Below are 20,401 nucleotides of genomic sequence, written 5' to 3' on the forward strand. Positions count from 1 at the left end.
CTGTCTTTTAATACGCGAGGAGCCTCAATAATAAACGTGCAGCGTCATGACGTTTGTGAAGGCGACTCTAGCGGGAAAAGTGGCAGCTGAATACCCCACAGCGGAGCGCGGAGGATGAAGCGTCACCCGCAGAAAGCGTCCTTCACATTAGGAATGACTACAAAAAAAAGCAGCTACCAAAAAAGTAGCTGCAAAAATGACTTGTTTTACTAACTTTTGAATAACAACACTATTTGACATAGAGCCAAAAGACGTTGCTCTTTAGCAACGTCTTTTTTGTCTGAAGATAAACGCTGTTCTAGGTCGTTATGCCTTGTTTGCTCTGCATCCCTACTATCACAACGTTTCTATTTTCACCGTTAATGTTGGCGTAAACCAAATGATTCCCACGGTTGTAAACGCTCCAACAAGTATCGTTCATCCGCAATGATTTTACCAACGATGTTGGTGCTGCCAGCATTTGCCATCGTTTGCAAAGCAACATTCAGTTCTCCTTTATAACGAGCGTCAAGGTTATTATCAATCGTTACATCGCCTTTTGTGATTTCACCCGTGTGATGTGGCTCAAAAGACTCTGCTTTATATTTCACCCGCGATTGCGTACTTCGCACCATATAGGCAGACACATCGCCACGGTTAAAATGCGGTTCATTGAACATGATTGTATTTTCAATTGCATTATTAGCGCTCTCTGCTACAACATCGAATTCTAATTTATAGCGATTCAGTTCTCCTAACGCCTTCAGTTCAGCTTCTGAGGCATACATATTCCCGATAATTAAATCGTCAATCAAACCTGTGTGCCATAAGTCTTTCGCCTGTACTACAATCGATTTGCCACGGTGTTCCTCGAGCGTTGGCAACCCTTTACCTGCCGCGTCCCACGGACCAAAGGCTGCATCCTGTGATGAAATCATCGCCGCCGTATGAATACCGTTGTCTTTAAACATTTTCGAAGTTGCGATAAAATGTTCACGTGATAACCCCGTATACAGACGTGGATAGAAGTTATGGCAGCCGATAATATTCTCGCGGTTTGCTTGATACGATAAAATTGTTTCAAGGTATTTGGTTCCGTTGCTAATGTTTAATTCAATTTTCAAATCGGCTGGATCAAGTGACATAAAGGCTTCTTCATGGCCACTGAATCCCATATCTAAACGAATGCCTGCTAAATGGTATTCTGCTTTCAATTTAGCGATTCCAGTATAGTCTATACCAAGATCTTTAAAGACATCTGGCGCAACATCGGCAATAACATCAATGCCTAAATCCGACGCGAATTTATTAACATCCTTCATTTTTTGACGTTCACTCTCACTATCTAATGAAATTAAACACGTGAAAATTCGACTGAAACCATATTTATGTGCTAAGGCGATATAAGCTGTTAATTCTGCTGTTTCACCATGTTGGGGATAAACTGAAAATCCTAATTGTCTCATTATAATGACCTCACTTTGTTTTTTTAGAATAAAAGCCATATACGAAGATCGCATATGGCTTTGTGATTGTTATTTGTTCTCTGCGTCTTCAACACGTGATGACATTGCCACGAATGGAATGTAAATCAAGGTTGCGACTAAGATGATGATGACACTTAAGACTGCACCTGTCCAAGACTGCGTTGTTAAGAACCCATTAATAATTGGCGGTGTTACCCAAGGTGTTGCAATCGTTGCTGCTGGTACAAAGCTTAATTTCGTTGCGAAATAAGCGATTGTTACAGATACCATTGGTGTAATAATAAACGGAATGAATAAAACAGGGTTTAAGATGATTGGTAAACCGAACATCAGTGGCTCATTAATGTTGAATAAGCCTGGTGCTGTTGCGATACCACCGACTGTTTTATACTGTTTATTACGTCGTCCTACGATAAAGATAGCAATGATTAAAGCGATTGTTGTTCCTGAACCACCCATGTTAACAAAGGCATCTAAGAACGGTTTGTTAATAATATACGGTGCTGCATGACCAGCTTCAAGCGCAGCTGCATTTTCGGCAATCGCTGGTAAGTTGATTGTTTGTAAAAATGGATCGATGATGTTTGCCCCATGAATACCGAATGTCCATAAGAACACAGGTACAAATGCTAAAATTAAACCGGCAACCCATGTGTTTGTAAGACCCATAAATGGTTGTTGAATTGAGTTGTAGAATGATGTAACAACATCAGGCATGTTGAATGATGTTGAGATGATTGTCCGAACAAGTGCAAAAGCACCAATTGTAATAATTGCTGGTAAAAGCGCAGCGAATGATTTAGCTACTGCTGGTGGTACACTATCAGGCATCTTAATCATTAATTTTTTGCTGCCAGATAAACGTGAAAATAATTCAGATGATAAAAGAGCAATAATCAAAGAGATAAAGATACCGGCGGTTCCGGTGGTCATACCCGTTAAGCCACCTTCACCAAAAGTACCGAAGGTCAGGTACGCAGATAAACTAATCACACCTGCTGATAAACCATCTTTGCCATATCCTTTGGCTAAGTGATAGGCAACAGTAAAGGCAATTAAGAGCGACATAATTCCGAAGGTAGCGTTCCACATATTGCCGCCCCACTGTGTCCAAATATCATGCGGCCAAATTTTATCCATTAATTTTTGGTAAGCATTAATCGGTAAGTTGTTAATTAAAACAGCGAACGAGCCTAAGATCGTTAATGGCATCAATGTTACAAAACCATCACGAACGGCGATTAAATGACGTTGTGTCCCAATTTTAGCTGCGATTGGCACAAACTTTTCTTCTAAAAACTTAAACATTTTCCCACTTCCTTTTCTGAGTGTATCTATGTAGGAGCTGCTTTACGCAACTCTCGGACTGAAGTAAAACGCTGTTTAATTCAGCCTAATGGTTTCTTATCGTTTTATTATTTTTTCGAAAAAGTTTCATACATCTCAATCATTTCAACAGCGAGGTCTTTCACCGTAATCGCGTTCATCAAATGATCTTGTGAGTGAATCAACAGTAACGATACTTCCACTTTTTCACCCTTAGCTTCTTGTGTTAATAAACCTGTTTGTGAGTGATGTGCTTCCACGAGGTTTTTGTTCGCCAATTCGATTTTCTCACGTGCTTCATCGAATTTGCCTTCTTTAGCGAGTTGAATCGCTTCCATACAGTCACTCTTAACATTACCACTGTTCATAATTAACCCCATAATTGCTTGTAATAATTCTTCGTTCATCTGCTTATCGCTCCCTAGAAATGTATTTTATGCAATCTCTTATTCAGCCATCAATTCGACGGCACGATTTAAAACGTTGGCACCGTTCATCATGCCGTAATCTGCCATATTGATAACTTCGACAGGAATGTTTTTTCCAGCAAGTTTACCTTCCATTTGCCCTTTAAGGTAGCGTACTTGTGGACCTAATAATAAAACATCGATGTTTTTAGTTTCTAAGACTTGATCAACTTCACTCGCTGAAATAGCAAAGATATCTGATTCTAAGCCTTGCTCTTTTGAAGCCGCTTCCATTTTTGTAACTAATAAGCTTGTACTCATACCTGCTGAACATACTAACATGATTGTTTTCATATTTTCCTGCCTCCTATGGCTCGTTTTTATCTCTAAAGTTAGAATAACACACAATGGTCTATACCACAATAGCGAAAACGATTACATTCCTTTTAAATCGGTATTTGTATTCGTTTTCACGAATTGGTATAGTTGTCAATACAGCGCTTTCATTGCTTTATGATACCATTGGAACATTTTGAAAGCAATGGCTTTTGCGTTAACTTATCTGACATTTCACGCTATTTAATTAAAAATGTTCGTAAAATAACGCATCAATTGCGGGTAACGCACTTTGCCACGCTATACGTTCTGTTTCCGCTAGTGGTGATAAGACAAATCGCCCTATTTTCGATAGCGAAACATGCCCTAACATCAAAGCTGAAAAGGTCGTTATATTCAAATGTAAACAGCGATTACCAACTTCTGATTCCGTAATGACAGTAACCTGGCCATCAACTTCAATCCGATACACACCCTCATTCCAAGGTGCAAACTTGTCTGCTATTTTCAAACAGAGTGGCGTTGGTGGCTGCCAGTTATACTGTTCTAAAAACGGCACAACATCGACCACACGCACCATCTCATGCTGAACCAACTCTTTTTTAAATTGTGGGTTATTAAAATCAGCACCAATGCCGTCACTGACAATCGCTGAGCCTTTAATCTCGGTTACACTCGCACTATGCGAGCTAATAAAACGCCATAATGCGTGTTCACTTTGTGGTGATGAACCATAAAAATCAAGCACCTTAAAAGTTAATCCATCTAACAGATAGCGTACGTAAGCAGTTACAACACCGCTTTCATACACAACACCGAAGAAACTACCGCCTTCTCGACGTGCTAACCGTTGCCACCATGCACCATCGCGTTGCATCATCCCGGTCCGTTTCAATGCTTCAGCATTATGATAAGCCTTGACATCAGCAAAAACAGACTCATTGCAATCAGCAAAACTAAAGCGTTTCACATCATCTGCCTGTTTACCAAAAGCGGGAAATAGTGCTTGCGGAATCGTGTAATCAACGCGATCGACAAACAACTCCCACCCAAAATAACGGTAAAACGAAACAGAATACGGGGCTAATACCGAAACAGTTTCACCGTTCAACCGCATTTTACGCAGCAATTCTTGCATCAGTTGCTTCATAATGCCACGATTCCGGTATTCAGGATAGGTTGAGACAAAACCTACCCCACCCATTTTATAAGAGACTTGATTAATCGTCATATTTAAGGGCAATGACATGATTAAACCAGCCAAAACATCTTCTTCATAGGCACCTAACGTAATACTGTTAGCGAGCCAATAACTAAAGTCGTCTCGACGTTCACCGTGATAGGGTGTGAAACAATAATCACGCAGTGCATGTGCCTTTTCAAAATCCGTTGCTGGAATAATCTTAATCATTTCATCGCCTCCTTAAGCGTCAAACCCATTGTTTGTTGCTACTTCTTTATACCAGTGACCACTTTTCTTAATCGTGCGTTTGCCATCATTCGCTAAATCAAGCGACACAAAACCATAACGGTTTTTATAAGCGTTTAACCATGACCAGTTATCAATGAACGTCCACATGTGGTAACCTTTTACATTTGACCCTTCTTGAATGGCTTGATGCACAAATTTCAAGTGATCCGTTACAAATTCAATGCGGTAGTCATCGTTTATTTGGCCATTTTCATCAATGAAACGTTCTTCATTTTCAACACCCATACCATTTTCAGAAATGTAACATGGAATATTACCATAATTTTCACGAATATTCGTTAAACAATCGTAAATTCCTTTTTCATAAATTTCCCAACCGCGATACGGGTTCATTTTTTTACCGGGCATATCGTATGTTTCGAAGAAATCTTCTGGCATTGGCACCGTGTAGTTGTGCGCTGTTTCACGCGCTTTAATACGACGTGGCTGATAATAGTTAATTCCTAGCAAGTCAACGGTGTTGTTTTTAATCAGCTCTAAGTCAGCTGCTTCATAAGTTGGCAACATATCAATTGCCTTTAAGTCGGCAACTAGATCAGCTGGGTATTCACCCTTCACTGATGGATCTAAGAACGATCGGTTAAAGAACGCATCTGCAAACTGTGCTGCTTTCACATCAGCCGCGTTGTTTTCATCACGTGGGTAACTTGGTGTTAAGTTTAAGACAATACCAATCGTGCCATCTTGCTTCATTTCACGGTAGGCTGCAATTGCACGAGCGCTTGAAAGCATTTCATGAAAGGCTACTTGAACAGCATCTTTTAAGTTAACGATGGCTGGATAGTGGAATTCATACAGGTAACCACCTTCAACAGGCACAATCGGTTCGTTATGTGTAAACCATTTTTTTACACGATCACCAAACAACTCGAAACAAGTACGTGCGTATTCTTCATAAGCATCAACAGTTGCACGATTGGTCCAACCACCCTCTGCTTGCAGAACAGCAGGCATATCAAAATGATACATATTAATAAACGGCTCAATGTCGTTCGCAATTAATTCGTCAATCAACTCATTATAAAAAGCGACGGCAGCTGGATTAACAGCTCCTCGACCTTCTGGAATTAAACGGCTCCACTGAATCGATGTACGGTAAGAGTTATGACCTGTTGCCTTTAATAATGCCACATCTTCTTTAATACGAATGTACGCCTGTGATGTTTTTTCAGGACCGACTTGATTGAAAAATAGCTCCGGCTGTTTTTTGTACCATAAATCCCAAATGCTATCGCCTTTGCCGTCACCTTCATAACGTCCTTCTGATTGTGGGCCACTTGCTGCCGAACCCCAGTAAAAATCTTGTGGAAATTGATATTTTGTCATAATAATTCCTCCTCTATCGATTGTGAGCATTCTCATATTTCGTCTCTGTAAGCGTTATCTAAACTCATCATACATCATTTCGCTCAGAAACACAGTTAAAAGTTGTCTAGTCCAATTATTTGAGTCTTTCATCCTATTCGGAAGCGACTAACAGCTCGATATCCGAGACTTTCGTCTGACATTTCTGTTCGTCTAAAGGTCTCTATTTGATTTTGAAAACGTTTAACTTTTATTATAATACACCATAATTTATCAAATTGCACGAAAAAGTATAGTCTTTTTAATAAAAGGCTATACTTTTTCGAGCTATTTTTTGAGGCCGTAAAAATAGATGAGTGACACAAAGACGGCACCACCGACCACATTGCCACAATAAACCGGAATGACGTTATTAATGAAGGCTAACCATGATGAGCCACCTTCAAAAATCGCCGCCGGAATAACGAACATATTGGCGACACTATGTTGAAAGCCAATCGCGACAAAGGTCATCACCGGGAACCAAATCGCTAATATTTTACCCGCAGCATCCTTTGCCCCGTATGCTAACCATACCGCGAGACCAACAAACCAATTACAACCGATGCCGGATATAAACGCCTGTAACGCAGTGGCAGAAGTTTTTGCCTCAGCAACGGCTAACGTTTTATGTAAGTACTCAGCACTGCTCGTGAGACCAACAAGATGACCAAAACAATACGCTACAAACATCGCACCGATAAAATTGGCAATCGTGATTACCAACCAATTATGCAGCAACTGTTTCAGCGAGATTTTACGGGCGAATAAGGCCGCACTCACGGCCATCATATTGCCGGTAATTAACTCACCACCAGCTAAAACAATCACGATTAAGCCAATCGGAAACACCGCAGCACCAATCAAATTAGCTAAGCTACCTAACTCAGTCACTGATGCGATGACGCGGATATAGGCGAGATAACCGAGGGAAATCATCGCTCCTCCAACAAAACCAAGAATCATTTTCTGGAGAAAACCCATCGCAATCTTATCTTCTCCTTTTGTGATTGTTACTGCTAATATTTCTGCCTGTGTCATCAAACCAAACCACTCCCTTGCCATTAATGATAGCGTTTTTATTAGTATACCGTTTTATTGTATTACTGTGATAATTTCACGTAAAATGACACCTCTATTTGCTAGAAGTGTCATTCCTTTGTCATATATTTAAGGTAAAACATTGCCTGCTGCTTTGTAAAGAAGGTACCATTCTTCATGTGTCAGCTGAATATCGCTCGCCTCAATCATCTCACTAATACGTGTCGGATTCATACTACCTAATAACACTTGCATCTTAGCTGGATGACGTAAAATCCATGCAATCGCAATGGCCGCTGCAGTTGTTTCATATTTTTTTGCCACTACTTCGAGCGCAGCATTTAATTCAGGGAAATCTTCGTGTCCAATAAACACACCTTCAAAGTAACCGTATTGTAACGGTGACCACGCTTGAATTGTCATATTTTCTAAACGACTGTATTCGATTAAACCTGCTGTCGGTTGTGCTTGTGGCGATAAGTTATTTACATTAAAGCCTTCATCAAGCATACCGGTATGTTTAAGACCAAATTGAAGTTGATTAACAAGCAACGGCTGTTTAACAACCGATTTAAGCAACTCGATTTGAAGTGGGTTTTGATTACTCACACCAAACGAACGTACTTTACCTTGTTTTTCTAACTCATCGAAAGCCGCAGCAATTTCGGTCGGATCCATTAAAGCATCAGGACGATGCAACACAAGCACATCCAAGTAATCTGTGTCGAGTCGTTTTAAAATACCATCGACCGACGATATGATATGCGGTTTTGAAAAGTTAAATCCCGTTGGTGTAATGCCACATTTAGATTGCAGCATAATGTTTTCACGTGAAACACCGAGGTCTTTAAAAGCTTCTGCAAAGACTGTTTCAGACGTGCCCCCACCATAAATATCAGCATGGTCAAAGAAATTGATACCACCTGTAATTGCCGTTTCTAATACTTTGACTGCTTCTTTGTTTGTTAAACTACTCATTCGCATACAGCCTAACGCAATATCTGACGCTGTTAACGTTGATTTACCAAGTGTGATTTGTTTCATCTTCATCCCCCTCAATCGATTGTTTACTTATTTAGTGTACGCTAAAATAAAACAGCAAGATAGTGAAAACGCTTTATTTTATAAAAAAAAAGAAGCGTCACTTGCGCTTTTAGACACAAGTTAACACTTCTGTTACTGCCTTACACTTCCGGTTGATAAAAACCTAAGACAATATCAGCAACCGTCTTAGCTGATACTAAAATAGACGCCTCATCAATATCAAATCGTGGGTTATGATTGTAAATTAACTCGGTTTGACCCGCAGGTTGTGCCCCAATATAAAGAAAGACACCTGGAATTTTTTCAGTGTAAAAAGCAAAATCTTCTGATCCCGATACAACTGGCACTTCAGCTAAGGCTGTGATATAATCTGCCTTTCCTTTTTCGAGATAGCCTACAACTTCATCCATTACAACCGGGTCGTTATAGAGCACTGGATAATCGTCTTTGTAATCGAGTTCACAACTGACATGAAAACTCAATTCCAAGCCTTTGACGAGCGCTTTAATTTCTGCTTGAATACGGTCGCGTACTTCGGGTTTGATGAAACGTACATCACCTTCCAACGTCACACTATCTTTAATAATGTTGAACGTTCCTTCACCCGCAAATGAGCCAATTGTTACGACACCAAGTTCAATTGGATTAACACAACGACTAATCACTGTTTGAATCTGTGTCACAAAGTACGAACCAGCCACAATTGAATCATGACTTAAATGTGGTGAGGAACCATGGCCACCTTTACCCCTTATCTTTAAGTTGAAATAATTGCGCCCAGCCATCGCTTTACCACCACAGTAAGCGACCACACCCGCAGGCATCCCAGGCATCACATGGATGCCATATATTTTATCAACGTCATCCAATAATCCCGACGCTAAAATATCTTTGGCTCCACCAGGCGGCTTTTCTTCCGCATGTTGATGGACGATTTTAATTGTCCCCGGAATTTCATCCTTTAGTTCAATTAAACAGTCTGCTAAGACAAGTAAATAAGCCGTATGGGCATCATGACCACAGGCATGCATCACGCCTTTATTTTTAGAAGCAAATGGCAAACCAGTTTCTTCTTCGATTGGCAGTGCATCGAAATCAGCACGAAGAGCGATTGTCTTGCCTGTGTTTTCTGGATTGATTGTTACAACGACACCATGACCACCGCCCACTTCGCTATCTATTTTGACATCCTTTCCCTCATAAAAGTCACGGATATAGCGTGCGGTTTCTACTTCTTCAAACGATACTTCTGGATATTGATGCAGATGGCGACGAATTTGAATCATTTCTGCTTCTCGTTGTTCTAACATACTCATCAATCTAGCTCTCATCTAAATTCCTCCTTCATAGTCGTTTTATACGACTACACTATATCACATTCACTAGTTAAATAGTTGTAAAAACCTTATCCTTAACTATAAACACAGGATGTTCAATTATGTTATAATTAAAAAGGTTAATTTAGGTTATCTGTCAGCTAAATCTAAGCTGATTTGAGTGAACCTTACTAACGAATCAAACTATATTTAGGAGAATGACTAATGAATAAACGTCTTAAGAAAAAACTGGCTAAACGTCAACAAGAAGCTACGATTTCACAAGTAACTGCAACTAAGCCGGCAGTTAAAACAGTGGTTGTTTCACCTGTCATCAAACCGACCAAAACAGTTGGAGCTACACCAACAGTTGCAAGTAAGAGCACGCATAAAGTTCAACTCACTAAACAAACACTTCCGTTAGATAAAGCACTTTATCCGATTTATAATACATTGCTTGCTGCTGCTAACACAACAGCAACAAAAGCATTTAATCAGTTAATGTTAGACGCTGTTGCAAACAGTGTCGCTACCGAAGACATTGTTGAAGTTGGAGCCGTGTTAGCCACTTATGAAGAAGCAACAGCTCGCGTGACAAAATACTTCAAATCAAAAACAGCTGTTCGTCCGTTAACTGCTAAAATGTTAACAGATGATAAAGCACGTACGAAACGTTTTGACGAAATCATTGCACTTGCTACCGATGTTGCTGGCTTAGCAACTGAATCAGCAGCAGTGACTCGCTCAACATTAGCCCTTGATTTAACGGCTCAAAAACAAGCGTTAACAGCACAACTGGCAACGATTGCAGCCGCTTATAACGCTCAATTAGATGAGACACAGGCACCATTGTCACTTTAATACACACTCAAAGTCAGCTTTATCGCTGGCTTTAGGTGTGTCTTGAACTAAACACACACTAAAATAGAAGTAGGGATCAATTATGAAAAAAAAGTTTTAAATTATATCGTTCGTCGTTGTTGTTAATCGGGGCGATTATTATTGGCGGGATTATCGGAATCTGCTTTCCTGCTCAAACACATTACCTTAAACCCGTTGGTGATGTCTTCGTCAACTTTATGTTTATGGCAATTGTACCATTTGTTTTCTTAAGTATTTCTTCAGCGATTGCTTCAATGAATGGCACTAAACGTCTTGGCAAAATTATGGGGAGTACGATGCTTATTTTTGTCTTTACAGCTATTATTTCTGCTATTCTTGGTTACATTGCAATCCGCCTCTTTCCGCTCGTGCAACATGCGAACCTCGACTCAATTAAAGCATTAATGGGCAATGGCGCAGCAACCGATGAAATGGCTCTAAGCGATCGGCTTGTGGGGATTTTCACTGTTAACGATTTCAGTTTATTACTATCAAAAGAACACATGCTACCATTGATTTTCTTCTCTGTTTTAATCGGTTTAGCGACCTCATCATTAGGCGAAAAAGGACAGCCGTTTGCGGCTTTCTTAAAATCAGGTTCTGAAGTATTAATGAAACTCGTTCAATTCATTATGTACTTGGCACCGATTGGTTTGGGCTGTTATTTTGCCGCTATTATCGGTGATCTTGGCTCACAAATCATTGGCAGCTATGTTCGTGTGATTGTGCTGTATGTTGTGTTAGCGATTGTTTACTTTATTGCGATGAATACCGTCTATGCTTTACTAGCTGGTGGTAAAGACGGCTTCCGTCTCTTTTGGAGCAACATTACCAAACCCGCAATTACAGCGATTGCGACGTGTTCAAGTGCCGCTTCTATTCCGGTTAACTTAAAGGCAACTAAAGACATGCGCGTGCCTCATGATATTGCCGATACTGTCATTCCTTTAGGGGCAAACACACATAAAGATGGGTCAGTTATCGGTGGTGTCTTTAAGATTGCCTTCTTATACGGCGTCTTTAACCGTGACATTGCTGGTTTTGACAACATGCTTATTATTATCTGTTGTGCATTCCTCGTCGGTGCTGTGATGGGTGCGATTCCTGGTGGTGGTATGATTGCCGAAGTATTAATCGTGACGATTCTCGGTTTCCCCCTTGAAGCCGTGCCACTTGTACTTGTGATTAGCACAATTATTGATATGCCAGCGACCTTATTGAACTCATCAGGTAATACCGTGAGCGCGATGATGGTAACCCGCTTGGTTGAAGGAAAAAACTATTTTAAAAAATAAATTAAAAACGACAGCAAACCGTTAAAACTGAACAAATTTGCTTGCCGAATTTGTCGATCTAGGACAGCGTTTATCTTCATACAAAGAGCCACTAACAATTGTTAGTGGCTCTTTGTATGAGGTAAATCTTTGACACACCCACCCCACTACTGTACTATCTTAAGTAGTACAGTAGTGCAAAGCTCACGAAAGGAGTGCCTCCATTTGTATCAACTTGATTACACAAGTAACTTACCCTTATTCGAACAAATCATTCAAAAAATAAAAGAACACATTGTCCGCGGTTTGCTGCAGCCTGGTGATAAAATCCCATCTATTCGTGAATACGCTAGTATGGTTGGTATTAATCCTAATACCGTTAGCAAAGCCTACCAAGAACTAGAACGACAACACGTCATCCTTACCATTAAGGGCAAGGGCGCTTTTGTTGCGGATAAGCAAAACGCTGTCAAATCCATCGTTGATACGCAATTAAGTAAACAAACACTCGAAGCTACACTCCTCGATTTCATTTACCAAGGGATTGACGCTGAAATCTTAAAACAATGGGTTGACGAGATATACACAGAACTTAAAGGAGGAACATAAGATGCAAATTACTAATTTACAAAAAAAAAATAAATGACCGCTTATTATTCACTGATATTACCTTTAATGTCAACCCTGGCGAAATCGTTGGTGTCATCGGTCGTAACGGTATTGGTAAAACGACCCTTTTTCGTACCATCATGGGACTATTTTCACCTGATAATGGCGAGGTTCGCATTAACGGTCAATCGCTTGCACTGCATCCCCAATTAAAAGCGCAGCTCTTTTTGTTACCCGATGAATTGAAAGCATGGGACGGCTTTAAAATTAAAACAATCAAAACCTTTTACGCTAAAAACTACCCCCAATTTAACCATGATAAGTTCGACGATTTATTACAGGCATTTAACTTACCCGCAAACGTCAAATTAGGAACTTATTCAAAAGGTATGAGTGCTCTGTTTGGTATTATCATTGCCCTATCTGTAGGTTCACAATATTTAATGCTCGATGAACCTATGGAAGGTCTCGATATTATCGTACAAAAAAAAAATCATGAGCGCTTTGATGACTGAAGTATCCGATCGTCAATTAGGCATTATTATTTCATCTCATCGCCTCGAAGAACTTGCGCCGATTGCAGACTATGTTCATCTCATCAAAAACCAAACCATTGAAAAAACCTATCATCTTGAGTCGTTGCGTTCTGAAACAACGAAGGTTCAAATTGCCTTTAAAGACGGAATCATTCCGGATTTCATCCGAGAGCATGGTGACATCTTAACAAAACAAGGTCAAGTATTCACCATTTTATTTATGACTAAAACTGCAGGGTTACATAAGCAATTACTTGAATGTGAGCCCCTTTTTATGGATGAATTGCCGGTCACCTTGACTGATTTATTTAACTATCATTTAAAAGATGAGGAGGACTAACATGAAAACTGGTTTATTATGGAAAGAGTGGCGCCAACACGCTTGGGTTCTTATCACTCTCTTTATTTTAGTTGTCGGTTTTGGACAACTAAATACTTACAACACTATTGCAGACCATCAAAAAAATCTCCGTTACTTTGAATCGAGTGCGTTCAAAGCTGAACAGAAAAAATCCCCTGTAGATGAACGCATGTCTGAAGCTGATATTATTAATAACTTGACTGTCTATGACGATGCTTTAGGGCTATCCTTTTTAGTTGCTTTCATCTTCTGCGTTTTTATCGGTTTAAAAACAACTGCTTTTGAAAAAAACAAAGGGGCCGATTATATTGCACAGGCGATGCCTTATTCACGAACAACGATTATTGCCCATAAGTTAATTTGGCCGACGCTCACGATTTTCGTCAGTCTCTTCCTATATCGCGGTCTCAGCTATTGGCAACTCTCTACTCAAATAGACGCCGTTTTCATCACAGCCTTCAAGGAGTATTGCTTACAATCACTTACAATGCTTCTTTTAATGTTACTTTGCTATACTATTTCGTTGATGATTGGCACCTTAGTTGGTGATGCCTTAGTGGCCTCACTTGTAACCATTGCCATCTTATACTCCGCGTCTCTGCTTTTCTATTACAATTTAGTGCATATTATTCAAGCGTTTCTTTCTTTTACAACAAACAAGACAATGGAACAAATTCAAAATACAACCTTTCAAAGCACACTCTTTGGTTTCAGTCATTGGGATATGATTATCCTGATGCTGTTAATTATTATGTTTGCTTCCTTAGCAATTGTTTTCTATAGCAAGGCTTCCTTAGAAAATAATGGTCTTTTCTTAATGTTGCCTAAAATGAGATTCCCAGTCATCTTGATTGGTGCACTCTACACCGCAATCTGTCTTGCTCGTATCGATTATGAGGAACGTATTACAGCAGCTAATCTATTAGGTTACGGTCTGAATGCGGGCCTTATTATACTAATCAGTGGCTTTATTGGTTGGCTTTGTTTCTACAAACTCAAAAAATTACGCCGTCTCTAATAGGTGTTCAATAATTCGTCATTCTTTTTAACCTTCGCTCTTAAACTCACATGCTATACTTAACATGAGACTAATTGGGGAGGTTTTTTGATGCATCCACAAATTTTAACTGACTACATCACACGTAAACAACCACCACTGATCACTAAAAAAAAAGAACAGCTACCTCGCCTATGATGGGGATGACATCCGCTATGTCGACATTTTGAAAACAGGGATTGTGAAAATCAGTACCATCTTAAAGGATGGTCGTGAATTTAATATTGCCTACAAAAACAGTTTTGAAATTATAACCTTAATGAACGATGAAGAAGATGCGATTACAAAAGCGCCTTACAACGTAAGAATTGAATCTGATACTGCCGCCTTTTATCGAATTGATCGTGTCTCATTTTGGGAAGATGCGATGTATCAGCAAGAGTTATTGCTCTATGTGAAAGAATTTTACCGTTCTTCGTTGGCTCATATGACGACTCGGTTACAGCATCGCGTCATGAACGGTAAAAAAGGGGCCTTATGTGCCTCTTAATCGAACTGGCACATCAATTCGGCGAAGAGACTGATAGAGGCCTGCACATCAACCTTGCCATCACCAATGAAGATATTGCCGCCTTTTGTGGCATCAGCTCTGACACGAGCGTCAGCCGCATGCTACGCGACCTCCGTGAGCAAAAGGCCATTCACTCACATCATAACCACCTATATGTTACAAATCTTGCCTACTTACAGGAATTTGTGGCCTACTAATATAATAAAACCCACAAACAAAGCCTTACTAATACGAAGGGAGTTTGGGGGTTTTATTACTTATTATTATCGAAACGAATCACTCAAACTCTCAAACAAGCTTTTAGCCAATGGTGCATACGTAGGCTTGTCTTTTGAGTTGCTCATTAAAATAACACAGGTTTGAGCATCAGCAGACAGATACATCGTCGGTTCGTATTGCCCCCAAAATCCATGACCATAGAGAACACCGTTACCTTTATGGTAGACACCCCCTTTATAATCATAAGTATATGGCTGCGTTTTCATTTGCCACATCTGACTAAGCATCTCTTTTGAAATGAAACGACCAGAAATCAGTTCACTGTAAAAATGATACAAATCCAGTGTATCCATAGACATATTCCCAGTTCCTTTTTCCTTCAGCAGATTTGCGTATTTAACATCAACTGCCTTTGTTCTATCCGCTTTCGAATATCCGTGGCTTAACAGCGGATTCGAATCTCTACTAGTACTAAATTTTGTATGTGGAAACGAACTTTTAGCCAAGATATCTTCACTAACAACATCTTCATATGATTTTGACGTAACGCGTTCAATAATCATTGTTAAAAGTGTATAATTAACGCCTCCGTATTTCCATTTATCTGGTTTTCCGTATTCCAGGTGACTACATACATAGTCAAAATATGCGTCAGAATTAGCAAAGTCAACAGCTGTTTTTTCAAGAGATAAACCTGATGTCATGCTCAATAAATCATCAATTGTAATTTCAGATTTATGTTGAATTTCTTCATGAAAATACTTATCGATCGTATCATCTAACGCTATTTTTTTTGTCTTCTACTAACTTCATAATAAGTGTCGCCGTAATAACTTTTTGTATTGAGGTAAGATAATACTCACTATCGATACGATTAAATTTACCCGTACTAAAATCACTGTAACCATAGCTAGACGCTAAGACAACACTGCCATTTTTTATCAGTAACGCACTGCCTGAAAAAAGAGACTGTTCTATTTGCTCATCGTAAGTTAGTGCAGCATCTTTCGTTGAACGATTAATCACCATCGAACTCCCCGCTTTATCGTTCAGTAAAAAAGGCTGAGTCGCCCCCTTCTTGTTCACTTCAGTTTTATTTTCAGCAGTATGTGTCGGTTTCTGTTCTTCTTTAAGCGTTTTTTTGTTCAATTGTATTCTCTGTTTTAGCTGTCGGCTTACCTTCATTACAACTATAAAAAAAAGAAGCCGGCAAACACCATTATTGTTACTAGCAGTATCGTCACTCCTAATAAAATTTTCATATTTCCCCTCACCTCATTGTCTATTGCGCTACTATACGTATCGTGAACCTTTGCTTAGAACACCTCTGCAACCATCTTGCGATTAGTTCTTTTTTACCAAAACTAATAGTAACACATAACTTAAAAACAGTCGTGAACAAGCCTGTTTTTTTGAGAAATAGTCATCTGTTCACTTTTTTATAGATATTTCTCGCCCTGTCATCCCTTTATTTTTCCACTGAAATTTTATCTAAACCATCATAAAAAGACCACAAACATCCGATTAACCATCGGAAATCTGCAGTCTTTTTTATGAGTAAACACTCTCTTTTTAATTATATTTAGCCGTCCCAAGCAATTCATTTGCCATCGCCACAACTGTTTCAGTCGGTGGTTGAATGCCTTTTAGTTGATAATCGAGACCCATTTCTTCCCATTTATACACACCCATTGTATGATACGGCAATATTTCAACCCGCTCGACATTCGGTAATGTTTCAATGAACGTATTGAGGTCGGTTAAATCTTGCGGGTCATCTGTTTTCGTCGGAATCAGCACATGTCTTATCCAAATCGGTTGCTGATGGTCGCGCAAGTAATGAGCAAAATCAAGTATTGGAGCGTTCGGACGGGTTGTCAGTTCGCGATGTTTCACCGGATTAATTTGCTTAATATCGAGCATAATTAAGTCTGTCACCGCGAGTAAACGATCCATTTTAGCGACGAATTTAGGTGAACGGCTAAAGCAACCACCACATGAATCAATCGTCGTATGGACACCTGCTTCCTTGCATAAGGTAAACAAGTCAATTAAAAAATCAAGATGAAGTAATGGTTCACCACCACTGACCGTAATACCACCACCAGATGCGTCCCAAAACGCTTTGTATTGAATCGCCTCATTAAACACATCTTGGGCCGTGCGCTCTGTCCCTGTGCCAATCTTCCACGTATCAGGATTGTGACAAAATTGACAGCGCAGTAAACACCCTTGCATAAAAACTATAAAGCGGATACCAGGCCCATCAACCGTTCCCATCGATTCCACAGAGTGCACACGTCCTACGGCAGCTCCTGTCATACTATCATCTCCTTTTTCAATAAACATGATGCGTGTTCAATTTACATTGTTTCATGCATTGTTCGTTTTATAACCTCAAGTTGTTGCTCTCGCGTTAATTTGACAAAGTTAACCGCATAGCCCGATACACGAATTGTTAATTGTGGATAATCTTCGGGATGATCCATCGCATCAATCAATGTGTCACGGTTAAACACGTTAATGTTTAAGTGATGTCCCATTTTCAAAGCATAACCATCAAGCATGCCGACAAGATTGCTCACCTGTGATTCTTCTGTACGACCAAGTGCTTTCGGAACGATTGAAAAGGTGTTTGAAATACCATCTTGTCCTTCACTGTACGGTAATTTAGCCACTGATGATAACGACGCTAATGCCCCTTTAGTATCGCGGCCATGCATTGGGTTAGCACCTGGTGCAAAGGCTTCGCCTGCGCGTCGACCATCTGGTGTGTTCCCTGTTTTTTTACCGTAAACGACATTTGAAGTAATCGTTAACACGGATGTTGTGTGTTTCGCATCACGGTATGTCGGTGTTTTCTTCACTTTCGTCATGAAGGTTTTAAGCAACCACACAGCAATGTCATCAGCACGGTCATCGTTGTTACCATATTTAGGGTAGTCGCCTTCGATAATGTAATCGACGACGATGCCATCTTCATCACGAACAGTAGATACTTTGGCATATTTAATCGCTGATAACGAATCGACTGCAACAGATAAACCAGCAATCCCAGTTGCCATTGTCCGTAAAACAGCTGTATCGTGCAACGCCATTTCAATGCGCTCGTATGAATATTTATCGTGCATGAAATGAATGACATTCAATGTGTTCAAGTATAATTCAGCGATCCAGTCCATCATCACATCGTATTTTTCGATAACTTCATCATAGTCCAAAACGTCAGACGTAATTGGACGATAAGCTGGTGATACTTGAGCTTTTGATTTTTCATCCACACCACCATTAATGGCATATAGTAACGTTTTTGCTAAGTTGGCACGTGCACCGAAAAACTGCATCTGTTTACCGATTCGCATCGCTGATACACAGCAAGCAATCCCGTAATCATCGCCCCAATCCGGACGCATCACATCATCGTTTTCATATTGAATGGCTGATGTTTTAATCGACATCATTGCACAGAAGTTTTTAAAACCTTGTGGTAAGCGGGTTGACCATAAAACCGTTAAGTTGGGTTCTGGTGCAGGCCCCAAGTTGTTTAAGCTGTGTAAAAAGCGGAAACTGTTTTTAGTCACTAAGTGACGACCATCTTCCCCAACACCACCGATTGATTCTGTTACCCAAGTTGGATCCCCTGAGAATAAATCGTTGTAATCCGGTGTACGTGCAAATTTGACGAGGCGTAGTTTCATAATGAAATGATCGACGATTTCTTGTACCTGTTCTTCCGATAAAGAACCATTTTTCAAATCACGTTCAATGTAAATATCTAAGAATGTCGATGTGCGACCAAGCGACATTGCCGCCCCGTTTTGTTCTTTAATCGCTGCTAGGTAACCAAGATATAACCATTGAAAAGCCTCTTGTGTATTGGCTGCCGGACGTGAAATATCAAAACCGTATGTTTGACCCAATTGTTTTAATTCTGCCAATGCTCTAATTTGTTCAGATAATTCTTCACGTTCCCTAATCACTTTTTCGGTCATCGTTGCATTATCTGAGGTCGCTAAATCAGCTTTTTTATTGGCAATTAAATGATCCACGCCATATAAGGCAACTCGACGATAATCACCGATAATACGGCCACGACCATACGCATCTGGTAAACCTGTAATAATCCCTGATTTACGCGCGGCTCTCATTGCTGGTGTATACGCATCAAATACCCCTTGATTATGTGTTTTGCGGTAATCTGTAAAAATATGTGAAACTTCTTCATCAATCTTAAATCCATACGATTCAGCTGCAAGTTCACTCATTCGAATACCACCGAACGGTTGCAAGCCCCGTTTAAATGGTTTCTCTGTTTGGAAACCCACAATCGTTTCTAACTCTTTGTTTAAGTAGCCTGGACCATGTGACGTAATACTTGAAACGACTTTTGTATCCATATCAAGGACACCACCAGCGAGACGTTCCGCTTCGTTTAATTTCATTACCTGTGCCCATAATTCCTCAGTTGCTGCAGTCGGACCCGCTAAAAAGGAATGGTCGCCTTCAAATCCCTGATAGTTTTTTTGGATGAATTCACGAACATCAACACCTTGTGCCCATTCACCCATTTTAAATCCTTGCCATTCGAGATGCGTTTCTTTGTTTTTTTTGTTTACTTTCAACAGTCATCATCTAAAAAACCTCCCGTAGTATCGTAGTTTTCTTTGCTACCTTAAGTTTAAAAGAGTCACACTACTTCTACACTTACATTTGTTATTAACAAATGATAAGTTCGTTCAGCAGGAAGTGACTGTCTCTCCTCTTACCTCCTTACTGTTGTAAGGGTTTTCATATTTTCTCCCAACAAATTGAACATGTATCTATTTGTGACAACATTTCAACTAATATCTGTATCATTCCGATATGATTATCTGTACTATAATAGTTTGCTAATCCTTCTATGTTATTCGATTTATATTTTATCACTTACCTATAATACAGAAAAAGAGACATCTTATAGATGTCTCACAGACTGAAGATAAACGCTGTTCTAGGTCGTCAATGCCTCGCCTTCTCGGAGTCGAGTACCATCTGTACACTCACCTCAAAGGCTCGTGTTTCCTAGAACAAAAGAATTTAAAGCCGTTCTAAACGGCAGTGATTGGAGAAAATAACGTCTCGACTATTTCCCATCGATGCGTTATTTTTTGAAATCACCCAAGTTTAGGATTTAAATACGA

19 protein-coding genes and 1 pseudogene are annotated in these 20,401 nt (G+C 39.8%); 7 read left to right on the plus strand and 13 right to left on the minus strand.

Translation table 11 applies throughout. The features are described 5' to 3' along the window. Positions 1-359: 359 nt before the first annotated feature. The 9 genes from BCAMP_RS07590 to BCAMP_RS07630 all read right to left on the minus strand — a co-directional run bounded on the left by BCAMP_RS07590 (position 360) and on the right by BCAMP_RS07630 (position 9,787). The gene (locus BCAMP_RS07590; protein ID WP_035314861.1) at positions 360-1,445 is read right to left on the minus strand and encodes a DUF871 domain-containing protein; all 1,086 of its coding nucleotides are present in this window, start codon (positions 1,443-1,445) and stop codon (positions 360-362) included. 69 nt (positions 1,446-1,514) lie between these two features. Next, the gene (locus BCAMP_RS07595; RefSeq protein ID WP_035314862.1) at positions 1,515-2,774 is read right to left on the minus strand and encodes a PTS sugar transporter subunit IIC; all 1,260 of its coding nucleotides are present in this window, start codon (positions 2,772-2,774) and stop codon (positions 1,515-1,517) included. 107 nt (positions 2,775-2,881) lie between these two features. Beyond that, a complete protein-coding gene (locus tag BCAMP_RS07600) occupies positions 2,882-3,199 on the minus strand; it encodes a PTS lactose/cellobiose transporter subunit IIA (protein WP_035314863.1) in 318 nt (105 codons plus the stop codon). Between the two features lie 39 nt (positions 3,200-3,238). Continuing rightward, on the minus strand, positions 3,239-3,553 hold the full coding sequence (locus tag BCAMP_RS07605) for a PTS sugar transporter subunit IIB (RefSeq protein WP_035314864.1): 315 nt from the start codon (positions 3,551-3,553) through the stop codon (positions 3,239-3,241). A gap of 229 nt (positions 3,554-3,782) precedes the next feature. Continuing rightward, entirely contained in the window at positions 3,783-4,946 is a 1,164-nt protein-coding gene (locus BCAMP_RS07610; RefSeq protein WP_035314865.1) for a GNAT family N-acetyltransferase, read from the minus strand. Between the two features lie 12 nt (positions 4,947-4,958). Next, positions 4,959-6,353 (minus strand): glycoside hydrolase family 1 protein, encoded by a 1,395-nt coding sequence (locus BCAMP_RS07615; RefSeq protein ID WP_035314866.1) that lies wholly within the window; start codon positions 6,351-6,353, stop codon positions 4,959-4,961. Between the two features lie 306 nt (positions 6,354-6,659). Then, positions 6,660-7,412 carry a formate/nitrite transporter family protein gene (locus tag BCAMP_RS07620; RefSeq protein WP_198015741.1) on the minus strand — a complete coding sequence of 251 codons (753 nt, stop codon included), beginning with the start codon at positions 7,410-7,412 and terminating at the stop codon, positions 6,660-6,662. A gap of 129 nt (positions 7,413-7,541) precedes the next feature. Beyond that, a complete protein-coding gene (locus BCAMP_RS07625; RefSeq protein WP_035314868.1) occupies positions 7,542-8,456 on the minus strand; it encodes an aldo/keto reductase in 915 nt (304 codons plus the stop codon). A gap of 140 nt (positions 8,457-8,596) precedes the next feature. Beyond that, the gene (locus BCAMP_RS07630) at positions 8,597-9,787 is read right to left on the minus strand and encodes an amidohydrolase (RefSeq protein WP_035314869.1); all 1,191 of its coding nucleotides are present in this window, start codon (positions 9,785-9,787) and stop codon (positions 8,597-8,599) included. 210 nt (positions 9,788-9,997) lie between these two features. On the opposite strand from BCAMP_RS07630, the gene BCAMP_RS07635 reads away from it, so the two are divergent. The 7 genes and pseudogenes from BCAMP_RS07635 (at position 9,998) to BCAMP_RS15060 (ending at position 15,199) form a co-directional block, all read left to right on the plus strand. Then, entirely contained in the window at positions 9,998-10,633 is a 636-nt protein-coding gene (locus BCAMP_RS07635; protein ID WP_035314870.1) for a hypothetical protein, read from the plus strand. Between the two features lie 116 nt (positions 10,634-10,749). Further along, positions 10,750-11,949 (plus strand): dicarboxylate/amino acid:cation symporter, encoded by a 1,200-nt coding sequence (locus BCAMP_RS07640; RefSeq protein ID WP_035314871.1) that lies wholly within the window; start codon positions 10,750-10,752, stop codon positions 11,947-11,949. 204 nt (positions 11,950-12,153) lie between these two features. Then, a complete protein-coding gene (locus BCAMP_RS07645) occupies positions 12,154-12,537 on the plus strand; it encodes a GntR family transcriptional regulator (RefSeq protein WP_035314872.1) in 384 nt (127 codons plus the stop codon). Between the two features lie 14 nt (positions 12,538-12,551). Continuing rightward, positions 12,552-13,413: pseudogene (locus tag BCAMP_RS07650) on the plus strand (ATP-binding cassette domain-containing protein). A gap of 1 nt (position 13,414) precedes the next feature. After that, positions 13,415-14,452 (plus strand): hypothetical protein, encoded by a 1,038-nt coding sequence (locus BCAMP_RS07655; RefSeq protein ID WP_035314873.1) that lies wholly within the window; start codon positions 13,415-13,417, stop codon positions 14,450-14,452. Positions 14,453-14,657: 205 nt separating this feature from the next. Further along, positions 14,658-14,981: a cyclic nucleotide-binding domain-containing protein gene (locus BCAMP_RS12630; RefSeq protein ID WP_051456965.1), complete on the plus strand. Its 324-nt coding sequence runs from the start codon at positions 14,658-14,660 to the stop codon at positions 14,979-14,981. Beyond that, positions 14,969-15,199 (plus strand): helix-turn-helix domain-containing protein, encoded by a 231-nt coding sequence (locus BCAMP_RS15060; RefSeq protein WP_051456966.1) that lies wholly within the window; start codon positions 14,969-14,971, stop codon positions 15,197-15,199. Before BCAMP_RS12630 ends, BCAMP_RS15060 begins: the two co-directional genes overlap by 13 nt. A gap of 66 nt (positions 15,200-15,265) precedes the next feature. Here the strand turns inward: BCAMP_RS15060 and BCAMP_RS07665 are convergent, their stop codons facing one another. The 4 genes from BCAMP_RS07665 to pflB form a co-directional block, all read right to left on the minus strand. Further along, positions 15,266-16,009, minus strand: coding sequence for a serine hydrolase domain-containing protein (locus tag BCAMP_RS07665; RefSeq protein ID WP_084038680.1), 744 nt, complete (start codon positions 16,007-16,009; stop codon positions 15,266-15,268). Then, positions 15,996-16,370 (minus strand): serine hydrolase, encoded by a 375-nt coding sequence (locus BCAMP_RS07670; RefSeq protein WP_035314875.1) that lies wholly within the window; start codon positions 16,368-16,370, stop codon positions 15,996-15,998. The genes BCAMP_RS07665 and BCAMP_RS07670 overlap by 14 nt, the downstream gene beginning before the upstream one ends. Positions 16,371-16,793: 423 nt before the next feature. Then, positions 16,794-17,543: a pyruvate formate-lyase-activating protein gene (pflA, locus tag BCAMP_RS07675; RefSeq protein ID WP_035314876.1), complete on the minus strand. Its 750-nt coding sequence runs from the start codon at positions 17,541-17,543 to the stop codon at positions 16,794-16,796. A gap of 41 nt (positions 17,544-17,584) precedes the next feature. Beyond that, positions 17,585-19,843 carry a formate C-acetyltransferase gene (pflB, locus tag BCAMP_RS07680; protein ID WP_269479276.1) on the minus strand — a complete coding sequence of 753 codons (2,259 nt, stop codon included), beginning with the start codon at positions 19,841-19,843 and terminating at the stop codon, positions 17,585-17,587. Positions 19,844-20,401 lie beyond the last annotated feature (558 nt).

This window comes from Brochothrix campestris FSL F6-1037 (assembly GCF_000525915.1).
Classification (GTDB): domain Bacteria; phylum Bacillota; class Bacilli; order Lactobacillales; family Listeriaceae; genus Brochothrix; species Brochothrix campestris.